Raw genomic sequence first — 17,473 nt, 5'->3', positions numbered from 1 at the left:
CGGGCCCTCGCCAGAGCCCCGCAGGGTGGCGATGCCGGCAGGGGGCCTCCGGCCAGAACCGCGCCGCGGTCAGCACGAGCACAACGACCAGAGTGCGCCGTATGCCGCGCGGATCGCGGGGTCGGGCACCTCGGCCAGTCGCTTCAGCAGGCCCGCCGGCGAGCGTCGCGGGGCGGGCATGGTGCGAATGGGGCTCAGGCCGGGGCGGGGTGCCTCCTGGAGCTGCGCGCCTTTGCCTACCTGGTAGGGGTAGCTGCGGACTGGCAGAGCAATCGTGACACCGGCTGCCTCGCCCTCCCAGCGGTGATCTCATCGGCGTGCGTAGATCCGTGAAGGTCGTTCAGGATCTGGCCGACAGCGGTCTGAGTACCTGCGGCCGTCGCCCGGGGTGGATCTGGCGCTTCTGGTCAGTGGCTGCGGCGGTGCCGGTGGCGCTGGGCGCGGCCGGGGCTGAAGGTGAGGATGACGGCCATGATGAGCGGTGGGATCGAGAGCATTACGAACGTCATGCCAACCGGATGCCCGCTTTGCGGGCCTTGACGCCTCAACTGCCAAGGGGAGTCGTCCTGTTCACCCCTTCTGGTGATTGTCAAGCCTTCACAGGTTCGCTTGCTGGCCGCGGGAGTTGGGGGAACCCGGCTGGGTGTTGTCGGCCGGGAGGAAACCTTGTTGTGATCGTCGCCATCATGCTGCGAGGCAGGGCGGGGATGGCTGCTGGCGCCAGGGGTCACCGGGACCCGCCGGTGGACGTTCCTCACCAGCAATGCGCGGGGGTGCTTGCCGTGATCGTCCAGGGCCCCAACGTAGGGCCTGGACGAGCCGGTGGATCGTCACGGTGCCTGTGCTGCGTCGCCGATGTGGACGATCAGCGGGTGCGAGGGCGGGCACCCCTAGAAGTTACGTGAACGTCGACACACAGCTGTTCCCAGGCAGCACGCGTAGTCGTCGTCTACATCGAGGCCCACCCGGTTGGTTCGCTGCAGAGCTGCCCTCACCCTTCACGCATCCTGTACCTGGTCCGGGCTCCGGCCAGAAGCTGACGTCGAGCGGGACTGCGCTACTCGCCCCCGACGGCACCGACCACGCCAGCCACAAAGAGCACGGCAGCACGATCCGCCGCTACATCATCTGGCGGAACAAGCACGACGCCGACGAACGGTTACACATGGTCGTCACCAGGGCGAACGTTGCCTGATGACAGGCGTCCGTGTGACGCGCCCCGTCGAGACCGACTCACGCCCATCCCCTGCGCAGGTGCGTCCTCGGTTCAGGCCGCGGCCTGGAAGACGTACGCCGTCATCGGGGCGGTGACCGGACCCGGGCCCAGCCGTGCCGTCATCTCTTCGATGACGATGGCCCGGACAGCCGGTTCGTCGCCATGCTCCTCAACGGCCGCGCGCACCGGTGTCCCCGTGAGGTACCCGGTAGCAAGGTCGGCGGTCGACTCGGCCCGGCCCTCAAGCGTCAGCTCCTGCTCGTCCTCGACGGCGAACCCGGCAGCCGCTAGATCAGCGGCCACGACAGCGGGGTCGGCATAGCCGTGCGGAACCGTCTGGAAGAAGCGTGGCGGGTCGACCGGAAGGGCCCGCTCCAGACCGGCCTGCAGCGCGACTTCGAAGCCGTGCCTCCCGAGTGGGCCCCAGGTGTTGAACAGGAATCGGCCGCCCGGGGCCAGCACCCGGCGGATCTCGGCGAAGGCCTCAACGCGGTTGGGGAAGAACATCACACCGAACTGGCAGACCACCAGGTCGAAACCTCCGTCCGGGAACGGCAGTTGCTGCGCGTCGGCCTGCCGCCACACCGCGCCCGGAGCCCGGGTCGACCCGAGAGCGACCATGGCCACGTTCAGGTCGGTGGCCGTCACCTCGGCCGAGGGTGCCGCTGCGAGCAGGTCCGCTGTCAACACGCCGGTTCCCGCAGCGAGTTCCAGGATTCGCCGAGGGTGGAGTGCCGCCGCCCGTGCGGTCAGATCCTCGGCGAACGGCCGGAAGACCACCGGCACGAGGTACTGCTCATAGGCCGTCGGCATAGATTCGGACCATCGCCGGTCGGCATTGATTCCTGTCACCCGCATAACGGTAGCGCCGCGTCAGGAAACCTCTTCCTTGCCGCGCCGCCATGCACCCTGGAGCTAGACCACTCGACAAAGCGGCAGGCAAACGTTCTGACACGGCACTGGATCTGTCGGGCGGTGTGTTCCAGTTGGCAGGCGAGGGGGCTCACCTGTGATAGGGCCGTACCGCCTGTGCGAGCGGGGCGTCCGGGGCCGGGTTGCTCGGTGTGTCTGGTTCAGCCGTGGATGGCGGTGAGCCAGTCGGTCAGCAGGCGGTTGACCTCGTCGGGGCGTTCCTGCTGGATCCAGTGGCCGCAACCTTCCAGCAGGTGGGAGGCGGACAGGGCGGGGAGGGTGGTGGGGTAGGCGTTGATGGCGTCGGCCATCCAGGTGGTGGAGGCGTCGAGGGTGCCGCCGATGAACAGGGACGGTTGCTTGATCGGGGCTCCGCGGTGGGCGGCGAGGTCTTCCCAGTCACGGTCCATGTTGCGGTAGCGGTTGAGGGCGCCGGTCAGGCCGGTGCGCTCGAACTCCGCGGCGTAGACGTCGAGGTCGTCCTCGCTCAGCCAGGCCGGGAGCGGGCCGGTGGGGAAGCGGTCGCGGAGCCGGCCGCCGGGGGCGACGAAGTGTGGGTCGGGCTCGCCCTGGGCGGGCATGGTGTCGGCGGACAGTGCCGCGTAGAAGCCGGCGAGCCAGCCTTGGACGTCGGGCTCGATTTCCGCCTCGGCCCGGCCGGGCTCCTGGAAGTAGGAGACGTAGAACTCCTGCTCAGGGCCGCCGATCTGGCCGAAGACGTCGGTGGGGCGGGGACCGCCCGGCGGCGCGTAGGGGACGCTCAGCAGGCCGACGGCGCGGAAGACTTCGGGGTGGAGCAGCGCCGCGGAGGCGGCGATGTTGGATCCCCAGTCGTGGCCGACGACCACCGCGCTCTCCTCGCCGAGGGCGCGCACCGCTGCGACGTTGTCCTGCACCAGGTCGAGCATCCGGTAGGCACCGGTCGCGGCGGGCTTGGAGGAGCGGCCGTAGCCGCGCACGTCGATCGCCACCGCCCTGTAGCCGGCGGCGGCAAGGGCCGGGAGCTGGTGGCGCCAGGAATACCAGGACTCGGGGAAGCCGTGCACAAGCAGGACCAGCGGGCCGGTGCCCTGCTCGACCAGATGCAGGCGGCCGGCCGGGGCCTCTATGGTGCGGTGGCGGAGCTCGGCGGTCGGCTCGGGCTGCATGGGCTTCTCCTCGGTTCAACGGGCGGATGCGGCTACCCGTCGATCATGCGGCGCGGCGGCCTCGCGCCGCCATCGGCATTGCCATTCTGGCAAGATCGCAGGACAGGGGGTTGAGCGGTGGGTGGCTGGAAGGAGCGGAACGATGGCAGGCGACGACCTGGACGGCACGCTGGCGGCGATGGGGCCCAGGCTGCGAGCCGCGCGGGAGCAGCACGGCGCCACGCTCGCCGGTATCAGCTGTGCGACCGGCATCTCGCCGAGCACGCTGTCGCGGATCGAGACCGGGCGGCGCAAGCCCACCTTGGAGGTCGTGCTGCAGCTGGCAAAGGAGTACGGCATCTCCCTGGACGAGCTGGCCGGTAATGCCCTCGCCCGCGCCGTCGAGCCTCGCAGCACGGCGCCGCACAGCTTCGGGGACGACAAGGTGGTACTGCCGCTCACCCGGTACGTTGGCGGCCTGCACGCCCACAAGCACGTGCTGCCCGCCGTCGAGGATCCGCCCGTACGGCCCCGGCAGGTATCGCACGAGGGCTACGAGTGGCTGTGCGTCCTGTACGGGCGACTGTGGCTCGCGCTCGCCAACCAGGATCTTGTCCTGACCGCCGGAGACGTCGCCGAGTTCGACACCCGCACCCCGCACGGGGTGGCGAACGCCGGCCCCGGCGGGCCGGTCGAGTACCTGATCTTGTTCGGGCCGCAGGGAGAACGACTGCGGCCGCGGACCCCAACCGCCGGTCGCGGGGCCCGGTAGCCCGCATGCCCTCATGCCGTCCCGACTTGGTGCAGCCACCCACCCTCTGCATGCCTCGGACCCTTCACGGCCTCGGTCGAGAGCGGGTTGGCGTGGAAGTCCCTCATCTGCGGTTTTGTTGATTTGGCAGGAGTGATGGGTGCCTGAGGACTCCATCGCCCCCAGCGAGTTCGCTGCCCTGACCCGGCGTTTCGAGGAGGTGGCGCGGCAGCACGCCCGCGGGTTCGGGATCATCAAGTCCGACCTCACGGCGGTGCGCCTCCAGGTCGGGAACCTCGGCCAGAAGGTCGAGGCCCTGGACAAGAAGATCGACCGCAACCAGGCCCAGATCGTGGAAGTGCTCACCAGTTGATCGGTCGGCGTCCCGCCGACATCGGACTCGCCGAGCCATTCTCCGGCTCCATTCAGTACGCGCGCGGCGGCCCCCAACCAGACGCCTTGGCCGGGGGCCGCCGCTGTGTGCCAGGGGGCATCGCCCGGGGTGAGCTTCGCGGTTGTCTGAGAGGGGCGAAACGTTCCTCGAACTGGGCCACTCACCTGGGCCGGATCAGCGGCACTCCGCACAGACGGCCCCCCTACCGCCGTACCACTTCCACCGCCGTCTCGGCGAAGGCGCGGATGCGGTGCGTGTCCGCTGCGGCCTGCCACACCAGGCCGTACTCCAGCGGGGGAGCGTCGTCGAAAGGGACGTACGCGATATTGGGCCGGGCGTAGTACCTGATCTCGTGTGCGGCGGCCGGATGCACCCCGCGTCCCGCCCCGACCAGGGCTAGGAGCTCCTGCCGGGTCACCGCCCGCTCACCGCGCTCGATGAGACGGCCCGCCGGAGTCGTGCGCGGCAGGAGATGGTCGAGCCAGTAGTCCGGTACGGGCCCCGAGAGACTGAGCACCTTGTCCCCGGCGAGGTCGTCGACCCGGACGGAGGGCCTCTTCGCGAAGGGGTGCCGGGTGGAGAGGGCCAGCACGCGGGTAGCGGAGATCAGTACCGCAGGCGTCCGTCTCGCTTGACCTCTTGGGCGTCAGTCCGGCAGCCAGTGCAGCTCGTGCGCCAGGGTTTTGGCGACGGCACGGATGCGGCGGTGTAGCGGCGACTGCTCGCGTGGGAGGACCAGGTGGATCGTCAGGCTGGGTGCGCCTCGCAGCGGTCGCCAGGTGAGACCGGCTGGTTGTGCCGCGGCCGCGGCTTCTCCGGCCGGGGCGAGGGTGACTCCGTCGCGCAGGTCGCGCTGAGACATGTCGAAAGAGACTGCGGGCGTGTGGAATAGAGGGTGTACTCGGGTGTCTCGGAACAGTGCGGACAGTTGATCGTGGATCACGGGGTTGGCCGCACGGTCCGGGAGTCGCAGCGGATATACGGCCGCATCGGCGATCTCGATCTCCGGGTGTTCGGCCAGCGGATGGTGCTGCGCCAGCTGGACTCCGATGCGCGCACGACGCAGCAGGAACCGGCGCACGCCACGGCCCGGTTGTTCACCGCGGGTGATCCCGGCATCGATGCGGCCGTCGGCGACCGCGGGGGAGATCTCCGGTGTCGCCATCGGGACCGCACCGACCTCGAGTCCGCTGTTGCTGCGAATCAGCCTGTCCACCAAGGCCGGTGTCGTCCCGGCCCCGGTGCTGAGGCTGTATCCGATGCGCAGCGTGCCCAGTTCACCGGCCGCCGCGCTCCGGGCGGTGTCCCACGCCCGGTCCAGCGCCGCCAGCGCGGGCGGCGCGGATTCCGCCAAAGCCGCACCGGCCGTGGTCAATACGACGCTACGCGTGTTGCGGACCAGTAGGGCTGTACCGAGTTCCGCCTCCAATCGGCGCATCCGGGCGCTGAGTGCGGGCTGTGCGATGCCGATGCGTGCGGCCGCGCGGGTGAAGTTCAACTCCTGCGCCAACACCAGGAAGTACCGCAGGCTCACCGTATCCGGCGCCATGTGCCCTCCCCGCCGATTGATAACGATCCGTTCTGAGTCTATTCCGTACCGGTCTTTCCCTCGACCGCGCATCAAGCCCTAGCCTGCGCAAGCCGGGATCGATCGATCCGAGTGTCAATTCGAAGTCGGACGTGTCCGGCCGAACACAGGAGGTTTCCATGGCTAAGGGCTACTGGGTCAGTGTCTACCCCGCCATTTCCGACCCTGAGGGGCTGACTGTCTACAACAAGCTGGCCGGTCCGGCTGTCCGGGCTGCGGGCGGGCGAACCAAGTCCCGTGACGGTCGAGTCGTCGCCCACGAGGCCGGAATCACGCAACGCGTCGTTCTGATCGAGTTCGACAGCTTTGAACAGGCCGTCGCGGCATACGAGAGCGAGGCATACCAGAAGGCGCTGGCGGCCCTCCCCGACGGCGTCGAGCGCGACTTCCGCATCATCGAAGGCATCGACTGACCGGCGGGCCCAGCTGCGATCTCTCGGTTTTGGGACAGTGGGTTGAGAGGCAGTGGGGGTCTGGGTGTGTTGTTGCTGGTCGGTGGCGGTTCGAGGTGTGGGGCCGCTGTCCTGGGTGGGAGAGAACTGCGGGGGGTTGCTGTCTCGGGGCGTTGTTGCATGGGGGTGACGCTGTCTCAGTTTCGTCAGTTCTGATCCGCTGGCCGATGGGTGTTGGTGTGCTCGGGGGTGTGGACCAGGGCCTGGTCGCGGTCGGCATCAACATGTCGTTCGCCGCGGCCGCGAACGGCCTCACGATCGGGCTGAACCGGACGACCCGCCTGACCGGCAACCCGACGTTCGACCCGACACTGCCCGACTCAGGCTGGTCGACCTGAGCCACGTCGAGCTCTGCCGCGTCCAGATCAACGGCCGCACCATCGACGGCACCCGGCTGCCCTCCCTGTTCACGCCGAAGGGCAACCACCCCGAGGGCCCCGCCTGGTACGCCACGCCCACTATGCGGTACGCGGTGGAACTCGGCTTCGACGTCGCACCGATCGAGGCGTACGTGCGCACGCAGACCGGCCGCTACCTGGACGCACGGTACAAGTGGCTGCGCGACGCCTACATCGGGATGCGAGCGACTTCGGTCGCAACACGTTCACCCTCGTCGCGCTGATCAACCGGATCGACCGAGAGCTCGGCGGACCACTGTTGGTCAGATCCAGCCGCATCGAGCGAGCAGTGAAGGTGTGTGAGTGGGTGGTACGGATGGCTGCCGATGCAGGTTCGTGAGACCACGCGCTGGAGGGGGTGGTTCACCCGCCGTATCCCGCAGAGCGCCCTGAGTGGCCTGGTGACCGTATTGGCGCCGCCGGCGACGAGTTCGCCTTCGAAGATCCCGAGTCCGGGTAGCTACGCTGGATCCGCATGCTGGAGGAGGTTGCGATCGGTATGGGTGATGGGCACGGGCCCGGACGGTCTGAGCAGGAAGAGGCGCTCGGAGCCGGATGGGAGAGGCACCGGCCTGCGGTTTTCGGTGTGGCCTACCGGCTGCTGGGGAGTGTGGCTGATGCCGAGGACGTGACCCAGGATGTGTGGTTGCGGGCGGCCGGAGCGGATCTGGGGGACATCGGTGATCTGCGGGCCTGGCTGGTGACGGTGGCCGCGCGGCGGTCGTACGACATTCTCAAGAGTGCCCGTTTCCGTCGGGAGAGCTATGTCGGGCCGTGGCTGCCGGAGCCGCTGCTGACGGGGCCGGACGCGTCGCAGCCGGTACTCGTCGATGAATCCGTCAGCTCGGCGATGCTGCTGATCATGGAAGAGCTGAGCCCGCCGGAGCGGGTGGCTTTCGTCCTGCACGATGTCTTCGGCCTTGAGTTCGGCAAGATCGCCGAGGTGCTGGACGTCTCCGCGCCGGGCGCCCGGCAGCTCGCCTCGCGGGCGCGACGGCGAGTGGCCAAGGCGAAACAGTCCATGCCGCAGGCGTCGAAGGCGGAGCGCGAACGCGTCCTCGCGGTTTTCCGCGCCGCGTACGAGGCCGGGGACCTGGCCGGCTTGGTCAGGCTCCTGCACCCGGACGCCGTCTTCGTCACCGACGGCGGCGGCAAGACATTCGCGGCACGCAAGCTCATCCACGGCGGCGAGCGCGTTGCCGAGGTCATGGTGCGTGTGGGACGCCGGTGGCGTCCGGACCGTATCGCCTTCGCTGAAGTCGGCGGCGAGCTCGCCCTGGTGTTCCACCGCGAAGGCCGGGTCCACTCCGTGGACACGGTCCAGATCACAGACGGTCTGATCACCGCGTACCGCAGGGTCATCAATCCCGACAAACTCGTGCACGTCTGAGCTGTCACACCTGGAGGGGCTACCTCGTCTCCCTGGTGAATTGACCGCCTCGCGCCGCGCCACGCGGCACGATCCTGAGGAGCCCTGCCATCATGACCACGCCTGCCCCGGCCGATTCTTCCGCCGCTGCCGTCCCGCCGGTCGTCGCCATCGCCCATCACTCGGGCTTCGGCCACACCTCGGTGCTGGCCGAGGCGGTGCGCGAGGGCGCCGCCGACGCCGGGGCGACCGTCCACCTGGTCAAGGTCGACGAGATCACCGAGGAGCAGTGGGCTCTGCTCGACACCGCCGACGCGATCGTCTTCGGCTCGCCGACCTACATGGGGACCGCGTCCGGCGCCTTCCACGTCTTCGCCGAGGCCACCTCGAAGCGCTGGGCGACCCGCGCCTGGCAGGACAAGCTGGCGGCGGGCTTCACCAACTCCGGTTCGAAGAGCGGCGACAAGCTGCACACCCTGCAGTTCTTCTCCGTGCTGGCCGCCCAGCACGGAATGCACTGGATCAACCTGGGCCTGCCGTCCGGCTGGCACTCCACCACCGCCTCCGAGAACGACCTCAACCGCCTCGGCTTCTACCTGGGCGCTGGCGCGCAGACCGACACCGACCGGGGCCCGGACGGCGTCCACAAGGCCGACATAGCAACCGCCGAACACCTCGGCCGACGAGTCGCCGCCCAGGCCGCGGTGTACGCCGCCGGTCGCGCTGCGGTCGCCGCCTGATCCGCCTCCCACGGGTGCAGGGCGCCCGTGGGAGATGTACGCGCCCGGCCGTCCCGTTCCACGCGTGCCACCCGTACAGCTGGCGGCACGCGGCCTGGACGAGTTCGCCGGGCCGCGGTGGGGCGGCGCTGGGGTAGTGGCGGGTCATCAGCGTGATGGCGGCCGTGTTGAGCATCGCTTCCTGTTGACCGAACCAACCCCTGACCGTGAGAGCCATGGGATGAGCCATTTCCGCGAGAGCGATGAAAGGATCTCCAGCACGGCCGCCCGGCCGCCGCGAAGACCAGGGACGCGCTGTTCCAGCCACGACATAGGCCGGACGGCGACGGCCTGGCGGCCGGAGTCGCCCCGCACCCACGTCCCGGTGAAGCGGGCCTGATCGGCCGCCCAGTCACCCGCCCGCTGCCACGGACGCAGCCGCCCGAGCAGATAGCCGGCCGCGAGCGCGGCGTCCGCGGTGACGACGACGCCCATCACGACCACCGCATCCCGATCGTGACTGCTGCGCCCCGGTGAGTTGGTCCCCCCCCCCCCGAGCCTTACCGAGGTCACCCACCGTCCCAGGTCCTCGCCCTGGCGTACGACGTCGCCCGCCGTGGTGGTCAGCGCCTCACCGGCGTCCAGGTGCAGTTGCCATGTCCGGCAGGGAGGCCGGCAGGAAGCCTTACGCGCTTCACGCGGTCAGGTGGATCTGTCGCAGGAAGGCTGCGTTGTCCGGCGCCTGCCGCATCTTGACGAGTAGCGCGTCGAGGGCGCCGTACGCGTCCTGGTGGTGGAGCACCCTGCGTAGTCCTCGAACGCCGCTCAACTCGGCCTTTCCCAGGATGAGTTCCTCCCGGCGGGTGCCTGAGGGGGTGATGTCGACGGCCGGGAACAGGCGCCGGTCGGCGAGGGTGCGGGCCAGGCGCAGTTCCATGTTGCCGGTGCTCTTGAGTTCTTCGAAGAAGTAGTCGTCGGCGCGCGAACCGGTGTCTACCAGGGCGGTCGCGAGGATCGTGAGCGAGCCGCCCTCTTCGGTGAGCCGCGCGGCACCGAACAGCCGTTTGGGGCCGAGCAGCGCGGCCGCGTCGACCCCGCCGCTGAGGGTGCGCCCGCCGGGTCCGGCCGCGTTGTTGTGCGCGCGGCACAGCCGGGTGAGCGAGTCCAGGAGCACGACGACGTCACGGCCCTGCTCGACCAGACGCTTGGCCCGTTCGACGGCGAGTTCGGCGAGGGCGATGTGTTCCTTCGGTGGCCGGTCGAACGTCGAGGCGAGCACCTCGCCGTGGACCGAGCGCCGCATGTCGGTGACTTCCTCGGGCCGTTCGTCGATGAGGACCACCATCAGGTGGCACTCGGGATGGTTCTCGGCGACTGCCTGCGCCAACTCCTTGAGCAGGATGGTCTTTCCGGTTTTCGGCGGGGCGACGATCAGGCCGCGCTGCCCCTTGCCGACGGGGGCGACGAGGTCGACGACGCGGCCCGTGAGCCGGTCCGGCCGGGTTTCGAGGCGCAGTCGTTCGCGCGGGTGCAGCGGGGTGAGATCGGCGAAGTGCGGCCTTCCGCGCAGGGCTTCGGCCGGGCGGCCGTTGACCCGCACGACCCGCTCGGGCGCCGGGCCCTCGCATTCGACGAAGTCACCCTTGCGGAGGCTGAGTTGACGGATGAGGGACGTCGGGAACTTCGCGTCTCCCGGAGCCGGGGTGTACCCGGTGGTCCGGAGTGTGCCCTGCCCGCCCGTGAGGTCGAGGACTCCGGTGAGTGGGGCCTGGGCGGTGCGGTCGGAGTGGATGGGGGTGGTGGGGTTGGGGGTCGTGATGGGTTCAGTGGCTGTGGGGTGTTCGAGCGTGCTGAGCACAGGAGGGTCCCTTCGCGCGACGGGGCGCAGGAGAAGTCCGAGCCGTACAGCACCGGTTGAGTGTCCGGACGGATCCGCTGGGTTGACGTCCGGATGAGGATCCGGAGGTGTCCGCATGGATCCGGGTGGGCCGTGCCGTGGCCGGGAGGGGAAACGGGGGGCACCGCACTGGAGGTGGCACCGGGAGGAAACCAGCACGGACGCCGCGAAGAAGGGGCGTACACACGTGCTGTTCGCAGAGTAGCACCCCGTACCGGGCTCCCGGCTACCCCGGCCACCGGACAGTACGCAGCCGTCCTGGGCGCCGGGGCCCGGCCGCCCCCGGCGCCGTGCGGGCCGCGATCATGGTTCTGCCGGTGGCCGGGCGGGGTGGATATGTGGCTGGGCGCCGGATCCGGACCGCGTCACCGGCCCGGCGCTGCCCGAAGGGACATCCTGCCGAGCCCGGGAGTGCTGGGCCGCCCCTGGCTCGGGACTAAGCGGCCCTTACCGGAAGTTTTTGAGGGCCCACTTCTGGTTCGGCAGGCCCTCGTTGTCGTTGGTCACGGTCTGTCGAGCGCGGTGGCGTGGCGTGGTGCGGCCAGGGTCCCGGGCCGTGGCGAAGTAGGCGCGGGCCGCCGCGAGGTTCTCCCGCCCGCAACTCAGAGGCCGCATGGAAGAAGAACCACGACATGTACGAGCGGTTCGCCGGTGGTCAGAGTCAGAGTCAGAGTCAGAGCCTGTGTCTGTGGGTTCGGGCGACCAGTTCGCGCTCGGCGATGCGGAGATGACCGGTGGCTTCGGTGATGGGGTTGTTGGAGGAACGCGAGACGGCTGCCCGGGTGCGGGTGGAGGAGCTCCAGGCGGAAGCGGACCGGGTCCTGGCCGAACTCCGCGAGGCGGAGACGGTGCTGGAACGGCGGGTGATCGCCCAAGCCGAGCTGGCGGAGGCTCTGGCCGCTCCGGGGGCGGTGATCGAGGTGCCCGTTGACGCTCCGCAGAACGTGACGGCGAAGGCTCCGGCGACCAAGGGCAGGGCCCCGGTTGCCGGTTCGATCGTGTCGAGGTGGCGGGAGGGGGCGACAACTGGGGCGCTCGCGCCGGACTACCGGCGAATCGTGGAGCTACTGGAGGGCGGACTCCCTGATGGCAAAGAGGGGTTGATGGCGAAGGAGATGACGGACCGGCTCGGGCTTGAGTTGGTGCCGGCGAAGATCGAGGGGGTGCGTTCGAAGGCGAAGCGGCTGGTCGAGCGGGGCTGGCTGGCCGCCCTGCCGTCGGGCCGGTTCACGCCGCGCGTGCCGTCTGCCCCTGACGCGGCGTGCTGAGGGTCTGGCCGGCGGCCGGCGTGCGGGCCAGGCGGCGGGCCATGAGCATGCTCGCCGAGAAGCAGATGAACGCCTCGCTGCTGGCGGGCAGCGTCTCGTAGTCCCGGGCGAGGCGCCTCGTGCGCAGCAGCCACCCCAGACTTCGCTCCACCACCCACCGTCTCGGCAACACCACAAACCCCGTCATGCCGTCACCGCGCTTGACGATCTGCAGGGTGAGCCGGAGTTCCTCCTTCGCCCAGGTGACGAGGTCGCCGGTGTAGCCGCCGTCGGCCCAGACCAGGGTGATCTTGCGGAACCGTGCCCGCAGCAGCGGCAACATGACCCGGGCGGCCTGGCGGTCGGTGACATCCGCGGCGGTCACCAGGACCATCAGGATGAGGCCGATACTGTCCGTGATGATGTGCCGGCGCCTGCCGTTGATCTTCTTGCCACCGTCGTAACCGCGCGAGGCGGCGGGCACCGAGGCGGCTCCCTTGACCGACTGCGAGTCGATGATGGCCGCAGTCGGCTCGCTCTCGCGGCCTGCGGCCTCGCGGGCCCGGCCGCGAAGCCGGTCGTGGAACTCCCTGGCCAGACCGTTCTCCCGCCACCTGCGGAAGAACGCATAGACGCGGTCCCAGGCGGGGAAGTCCGCAGGAACGGAGCGCCACTTCACGCCGTTGTCGGTGACGTAGAAGACCGCGTCCAACATCTGCCGGTGGCAGTAGCCCTCCGGCTGTCCGCCCCGGCCCTCCAGCCAGGCCGGCACCGGCATGGCGTCGCGCACCACCGCCCACTGCGCGTCCGTCATGTCCGAGGGATACCGCCGCACCCTGTCCGGGTGGTCGGCCGCGTTCCCGAACCGGTGAGCGAGGCAATCGCACGCCGAGGGCGCCGAGTTGAACTCGAAGGACGAAACCGCGTACAACTGCATCAACAGGGTCTCCCTGCACTCGAGTTGGCCTCAACAACCCTCGTGCTGCACCGGAGGCCCTGCCTTCATGCGTCTACCCGGCCAAGATCACCCAACCAGGTATCCCGTTCGACAGAACCGCCCTCATGCTCGATAGAGATACGGCTTCTGACGGTTTCGGCAAGCACCACTGCTGCGTCCGGCGCTTCCTCACTCTGGTCGACAGGAAGGGTGAGGCCGGCACCCGGCTCCCTTCCCGCGCGTTCGCCACGTCGACCCCGCCAAGACGCCGTACGCTGCCCCGGGCCCGCGGGAGAACGCACCCGGGCCCAGGCGCAGCCTCCCGTCAGCCGACCGCGGCACACCGTTCGTGGTCGCGGTCACGCGATGCGGGTGTGCGTCAGGAGCCGAGAATCCTGGCCTTCTGCGCGTCGAACTCGGCCTGGGTGACCACACCCTGGTCCTTGAGCTCACCGAGATCCTTGAGCTGAGCCAGCTTGGCGCTCATGTCGTCGGCCGGCGGGGCCTCGGCGGCGGGGGCGGGCTGGGCGGCTGGCTGCGCGGGGGCCTCCTGCTGGGCCCAGCGGCCGGCCTGACGCCGGGACACCCGGTTGGAGACGGCGGTGGCGGTTCCGGCGACGACGGCGGTGCGCGCGACACCGCGAAGCAGACCTGGCATGACAATTCTCCTCTACGGGTCGACTTCGGGGTTCAGGAGGCGCTGGTCTCGACGGTGTCGAGCGCGGCCAGGATGTCGCCGACCGGAATGCGTCCGTTGGCGACGAGCCTGCCGCCGCCCCGGCGCAGCGCCGCGGCGAGCGGTCCCGCCCAGACGTTCTCGTAGACGAGGATGCCGGCGGAGCTGCCCGGCTCCAGGACTCCGGTCACATCGTCGAGCTCGTCCTGGCCGAGCAGCCCCGAGGAGACACCCTCGAAGACGGCCAGGTCGAGCCGGCCCGCGCCGGTCAGATCGGCGAGCTCCACGGCCGTGACCGAACCGTCCTGTTCCTTCCGGACGAAGGCCAGGTCCAGGATGCGGATGATGCCCCGGTCGACCAGGTCGACCAGCAGGGGCAACCCCTCACCGGTCATGCGGCTTCCGGGGAACTCGACCACCAGATAGTCGATCGGCCCCGGTTCGATTGCTTCATCGGTTTCGTTGCTCACGTCGGCTCCTCATCGGATCGGGCCAAACGGGGTCGGCGGTCCAGGCTGTACGGCCAACCTTGGACGGCGCCGCGGCACCCGCTTCGGCGGGCGACGTGCCGCGGCTAACGTGGACGCGCCGGTTCGGCACGTTCCGTCATGGAAAGTGAATCAGCGGGCCGCGTCCGTCGCATCCCGGTCCCGTGCTCGGCGGCCCGTACCGCGCCAGGACCCGCCCGCCGCACCGACGCCTTCGTCGCCACGGCCACGGCCGCCGGAGGCGCCCTGCCGACGCCTGGCCGTCCTCGCCGCCCGGATGCGCCACCGCCACGGAGGGAAGCGCCGCACGACCGAGCGGCGGGCAGGGGCGGCAGCGCCCGGTGGATCGGCCCGCTTCGCACCGTCGTTGACGCACGGTGACGCTCCGAACCCGTCCGCCTGTCCGCGTGCGTGCCGGGCTGCCTCGGGGATGCGGGAGAGGTCGATCGGCGTTCAGATGGGTTCCATGGACCCGCATCCGGCCAATGCGTACGTGGACGAGCTCCTGACCAGGGCCCCCGACGTCCGACGTCCCGAAGCTGAGGACTTCGTCCGTCGTGTCTTCGACGGCGGGGCCGAGATTCGTCGGCTCGCGCAGCGCTTGGAGTCACTCGGTGAGGACCCCCTCGCCATCGCGCAGATCATCAGCGACGGCGTCCGGTAGCTCCTGACCCTCGTCGGTGGGGGGCCCGCACACCCCCGACCAGTGACCCGCCCCTTGATCGGATGGCGCAGATGGAACCGCACCAGAACCGTCAAGCCCCCTGGGGCCGCGGCGCAACGGCCTCGGCATCCTGCCGGACACGACGCTCCCTTGAGGTCGGCCATGGTGCTTGAGCTCGTACTCATCGGCGTGGCCATCACCCTCGGGCCACTCCACAACATCGCGTTCATTCTGCTGCTCTCGGGGCCGAGCGGAGTACGCAAGGGGGTGGCGTTCATCCTGGCCTGGCTCGGCTGTCTGGTGCTTGTCATCGCGGCAGTGGTCCTGATCACCGGTGGCAAACCCCCCGTGCACAAGAGCGCGACCTCCACCGCCGCGCTGATCCTGAAGGCAACGCTGGGCTTCGCCATGGTCGTCTACGGCGAGCGCAAACGCCGCCAGGGGAGCCGGCCCCACCGGTCCCCCAAGTGGTTCGCGCGACTCGACAGTGTCTCGGGGTGGTACGCGGCGGGACTGGGATTTCTGCTCCAGCCGTGGGCCCTGGTCGCGGCAGGCGGGGCGACCGTGGTGCAGGCCGCCATGTCCTCCCTGGCCACCTACGTCGCCCTGATCGGCTACGTCCTCCTGGCCACCGCCAGCCTGTTGGTGATGGAGCTGTACACGACGTTCAGCCCTGCTGCCGCAGTTCCGCGCCTCGCCGGTGTGCGCGCCTGGATCGAAGGCCATCAGGATCAGGCGATCGTGTCCCTTTCGCTCGGCATCGGCCTCTGGCTGGTGGGCGAGAGCATCTACCAGCTCGTCCGTTGAGACCAACTCGTCCGCTGGAGACCGCCTCGGACGGAACGGCGCCTGGACCGCGCGGATTCGACGGAAGAAGTGCCGGAAGGCAGTGCTGGACGGTCTACCGGGCGCGGCGATCGGTGCCCGCTCAGCGACGCCGGAGCCGCGCGGATCGGCGCCCCGGTTCTCCGCTCAGTGGCTCCACGGCCCTGTGCAGCCGCCGTCCCTGCCCAGGGTGGGTGTTTGTCCTCCAAGGGTCCGGGGGCGCCGCCGGGCGGTGGCAGGGAGTGGGCGGCACCGGCGCGGTCGGCGACAGCAAAGCCCAGATCGTCATGCACACGCCTGAATACGGCAACATCTCGGCTGGATCGGTCAGGGATTTCGGCCAAACGCGTACTGGTTCAAGAGCGCTTCCGAGCGGTGGATGTCGGGCAACATCCAGGTCTGGGAGGCGGACCACAGCCCCTCCTCCCACGACGCGAAGGTCCGCCAGGTCCTCGCGGACGTCGCCCGTACCTTCGCCGAGTCCTTCCTGTCCGACGGCCCCACCTGGGACGCCGTCTACATGGGGCTGGTTGCCGCCGCCGCGGCCCTGGTCACCTGGATCCTCAGCCTCAACAAGGACGACTTCATCAAGGAGCGCACTTTCGAAAGGCAGCGAAACAAAACCTGCAAGCCGGGCGACCGGCGGCAGGACCCCACGGGGGCCGCGACCACGCCGCCGTCCGACGTGAACGCGGGCGTGATGCTCGCGACGACGGTTCAACCCGAGCTGGGCAAGGATTCGGCTCGTTGGTGCGACGGCTGGTGCTTACGCCAGTCTCGTTGAGTTCAAACGCGATCCGAGCCGCTGACTACTTGTGCTCGCGTCGCATCGACTCGATCTTGGTCACCGTGTCTGCACTAGGGCCTGTGCGAAGTCGTGATCATGTTGGCTCCGTGGCGTGGGAAGTTGATCTGGCGCCACGCGGCCATGGAGGTCGTGAAAGGCTCGCCGGATGGACTATGTGTTCGATGCTCCTCCCGTTGACCGGGAGCTTCTGGACTTCGCTGTGCGGCTGGCCGGTCGTGCTGGGCAGATGTCTGCGGAAGGTTTCTTCGGTGGCGACTGGCACAGCTGTCGCAAGGAAGACGGCAGCGAGGTCACCGAGATCGACGTGGCCGTCGAGGAGTTCATCAGGGCCGAGCTAAGCCGCCGGGTGCCGGACGACGGAATCTTCGGCGAGGAGGGAGGCGCGACCAGCGGGTCATCGGGACGTCGATGGATCATCGACCCCATCAACGGCACCACGTACTTCACTCACCGGGTGCCGCTGTTCTCGAACGATCTCGCCTATGAGGACGAGCACGGGCCGGCCATCGGCGTGATCAACATGCCGCTGAGGCAGCAGATGGTGGTGGCGGGCCGCGGTCTGGGCTGCTGGGTGCTGCCGGGTCAGGACCCGGACCTGAAGTCGGGCCGCCGCGCTCGGGTCACGGAGCGGACCAGCCTGGGCGGAGCAAGGACGCTGATGCACAATCCGGCAGGCTGGCCGGAGGAACTCCTTTCCGCTCTCCACCGCCGGGTCTTCCTGATCCCTTCCAGCGGCATGATCGCGGCCCTGGTGACGGGGTGGGCCGATGCCGGAGTGATTGCCGGTCCGCCGATGGGTTATGAGGACGTGGCTCCGATGCCGGTCATCGTGGCGGAGGCCGGTGGCCGGGTGACCGACCTGGGAGGGACGTCCGTGCTGCAGGGCGACATGTCGGTGCTGGTCACCAACGGCCGGTTGCATGAGGAGTTCTTGCAGCTGGTGAAGGGCTTGCCGCGCAGTCGCGACTGGCAGGCCCTCACCGATGGGAATTAGGACCTGCGCAG

Annotated in this window: 21 protein-coding genes; 12 read left to right on the top strand and 9 right to left on the bottom strand. The window is 69.4% G+C overall.

From position 1 onward, the window contains the following. Positions 1–1,267: 1,267 nt before the first annotated feature. Positions 1,268–2,029, bottom strand: coding sequence for a class I SAM-dependent methyltransferase (locus OG522_RS01690; RefSeq protein ID WP_329461111.1), 762 nt, complete (start codon positions 2,027–2,029; stop codon positions 1,268–1,270). 260 nt (positions 2,030–2,289) lie between these two features. Further along, on the bottom strand, positions 2,290–3,276 hold the full coding sequence (locus OG522_RS01685; RefSeq protein ID WP_329461110.1) for an alpha/beta fold hydrolase: 987 nt from the start codon (positions 3,274–3,276) through the stop codon (positions 2,290–2,292). 142 nt (positions 3,277–3,418) lie between these two features. Between OG522_RS01685 and OG522_RS01680 the strand changes: the two genes are divergently transcribed. Beyond that, on the top strand, positions 3,419–4,027 hold the full coding sequence (locus OG522_RS01680) for a helix-turn-helix domain-containing protein (RefSeq protein ID WP_329461109.1): 609 nt from the start codon (positions 3,419–3,421) through the stop codon (positions 4,025–4,027). A gap of 139 nt (positions 4,028–4,166) precedes the next feature. Then, positions 4,167–4,379, top strand: a complete 213-nt coding sequence (locus tag OG522_RS01675; protein WP_329461108.1) for a hypothetical protein — start codon at positions 4,167–4,169, stop codon at positions 4,377–4,379. A 223-nt stretch (positions 4,380–4,602) separates the two neighbouring features. On the opposite strand, the gene OG522_RS01670 is transcribed toward OG522_RS01675, so the two are convergent. Both OG522_RS01670 and OG522_RS01665 read right to left on the bottom strand, forming a co-directional pair. After that, entirely contained in the window at positions 4,603–4,992 is a 390-nt protein-coding gene (locus OG522_RS01670; RefSeq protein ID WP_443074645.1) for a LysR substrate-binding domain-containing protein, read from the bottom strand. A 54-nt stretch (positions 4,993–5,046) separates the two neighbouring features. Continuing rightward, positions 5,047–5,949: a LysR family transcriptional regulator gene (locus OG522_RS01665; protein WP_329461107.1), complete on the bottom strand. Its 903-nt coding sequence runs from the start codon at positions 5,947–5,949 to the stop codon at positions 5,047–5,049. Between the two features lie 158 nt (positions 5,950–6,107). On the opposite strand from OG522_RS01665, the gene OG522_RS01660 reads away from it, so the two are divergent. From OG522_RS01660 to OG522_RS01640, 5 genes are all read left to right on the top strand, one after another. Further along, positions 6,108–6,401, top strand: a complete 294-nt coding sequence (locus OG522_RS01660) for a DUF1330 domain-containing protein (protein ID WP_329461106.1) — start codon at positions 6,108–6,110, stop codon at positions 6,399–6,401. Between the two features lie 206 nt (positions 6,402–6,607). After that, positions 6,608–6,778, top strand: a complete 171-nt coding sequence (locus tag OG522_RS01655) for a hypothetical protein (RefSeq protein ID WP_329461105.1) — start codon at positions 6,608–6,610, stop codon at positions 6,776–6,778. Between the two features lie 122 nt (positions 6,779–6,900). Beyond that, a complete protein-coding gene (locus OG522_RS01650; RefSeq protein WP_329461104.1) occupies positions 6,901–7,062 on the top strand; it encodes a hypothetical protein in 162 nt (53 codons plus the stop codon). A 275-nt stretch (positions 7,063–7,337) separates the two neighbouring features. Further along, the gene (sigJ, locus tag OG522_RS01645; protein WP_329467443.1) at positions 7,338–8,228 is read left to right on the top strand and encodes an RNA polymerase sigma factor SigJ; all 891 of its coding nucleotides are present in this window, start codon (positions 7,338–7,340) and stop codon (positions 8,226–8,228) included. A gap of 92 nt (positions 8,229–8,320) precedes the next feature. Further along, the gene (locus OG522_RS01640) at positions 8,321–8,947 is read left to right on the top strand and encodes a flavodoxin family protein (protein WP_329461103.1); all 627 of its coding nucleotides are present in this window, start codon (positions 8,321–8,323) and stop codon (positions 8,945–8,947) included. 147 nt (positions 8,948–9,094) lie between these two features. On the opposite strand, the gene OG522_RS01635 is transcribed toward OG522_RS01640, so the two are convergent. Beyond that, entirely contained in the window at positions 9,095–9,421 is a 327-nt protein-coding gene (locus OG522_RS01635) for a hypothetical protein (protein ID WP_329461102.1), read from the bottom strand. A gap of 199 nt (positions 9,422–9,620) precedes the next feature. Further along, positions 9,621–10,784 (bottom strand): transcription termination factor Rho, encoded by a 1,164-nt coding sequence (gene rho / locus OG522_RS01630; RefSeq protein ID WP_329461101.1) that lies wholly within the window; start codon positions 10,782–10,784, stop codon positions 9,621–9,623. Between the two features lie 773 nt (positions 10,785–11,557). Here rho and OG522_RS01625 point away from each other — a divergent pair. After that, positions 11,558–12,091 (top strand): hypothetical protein, encoded by a 534-nt coding sequence (locus OG522_RS01625; protein ID WP_329461100.1) that lies wholly within the window; start codon positions 11,558–11,560, stop codon positions 12,089–12,091. Here the strand turns inward: OG522_RS01625 and OG522_RS01620 are convergent. From OG522_RS01620 to OG522_RS01610, 3 genes are all read right to left on the bottom strand, one after another. Continuing rightward, positions 12,051–12,884, bottom strand: coding sequence for an IS5 family transposase (locus tag OG522_RS01620; RefSeq protein WP_329461099.1), 834 nt, complete (start codon positions 12,882–12,884; stop codon positions 12,051–12,053). The two genes, OG522_RS01625 and OG522_RS01620, sit on opposite strands and share 41 nt — an antisense overlap. A gap of 502 nt (positions 12,885–13,386) precedes the next feature. Then, complete coding sequence (locus OG522_RS01615; protein WP_329461098.1) at positions 13,387–13,665, bottom strand: SHOCT domain-containing protein; 279 nt, start codon at positions 13,663–13,665, stop codon at positions 13,387–13,389. Positions 13,666–13,697: 32 nt separating this feature from the next. Continuing rightward, a complete protein-coding gene (locus tag OG522_RS01610) occupies positions 13,698–14,153 on the bottom strand; it encodes a DUF6325 family protein (RefSeq protein WP_329461097.1) in 456 nt (151 codons plus the stop codon). A gap of 484 nt (positions 14,154–14,637) precedes the next feature. Between OG522_RS01610 and OG522_RS01605 the strand changes: the two genes are divergently transcribed. The 4 genes from OG522_RS01605 (at position 14,638) to OG522_RS01590 (ending at position 17,462) form a co-directional block, all read left to right on the top strand. Then, the gene (locus OG522_RS01605) at positions 14,638–14,835 is read left to right on the top strand and encodes a hypothetical protein (RefSeq protein WP_329461096.1); all 198 of its coding nucleotides are present in this window, start codon (positions 14,638–14,640) and stop codon (positions 14,833–14,835) included. Between the two features lie 162 nt (positions 14,836–14,997). Further along, on the top strand, positions 14,998–15,642 hold the full coding sequence (locus OG522_RS01600; protein WP_329461095.1) for a GAP family protein: 645 nt from the start codon (positions 14,998–15,000) through the stop codon (positions 15,640–15,642). A gap of 397 nt (positions 15,643–16,039) precedes the next feature. Next, on the top strand, positions 16,040–16,444 hold the full coding sequence (locus OG522_RS01595; protein WP_329461094.1) for a hypothetical protein: 405 nt from the start codon (positions 16,040–16,042) through the stop codon (positions 16,442–16,444). Positions 16,445–16,613: 169 nt separating this feature from the next. Then, the gene (locus OG522_RS01590) at positions 16,614–17,462 is read left to right on the top strand and encodes an inositol monophosphatase family protein (RefSeq protein WP_329461093.1); all 849 of its coding nucleotides are present in this window, start codon (positions 16,614–16,616) and stop codon (positions 17,460–17,462) included. The last annotated feature ends 11 nt before the right edge of the window (positions 17,463–17,473 follow it).

Source organism: Streptomyces sp. NBC_01431, assembly GCF_036231355.1.
Lineage (GTDB): Bacteria > Actinomycetota > Actinomycetes > Streptomycetales > Streptomycetaceae > Streptomyces.
The sequence above is the reverse complement of the archived record's forward strand: the minus strand, read 5'-3'. Positions and strand labels throughout refer to the sequence as shown.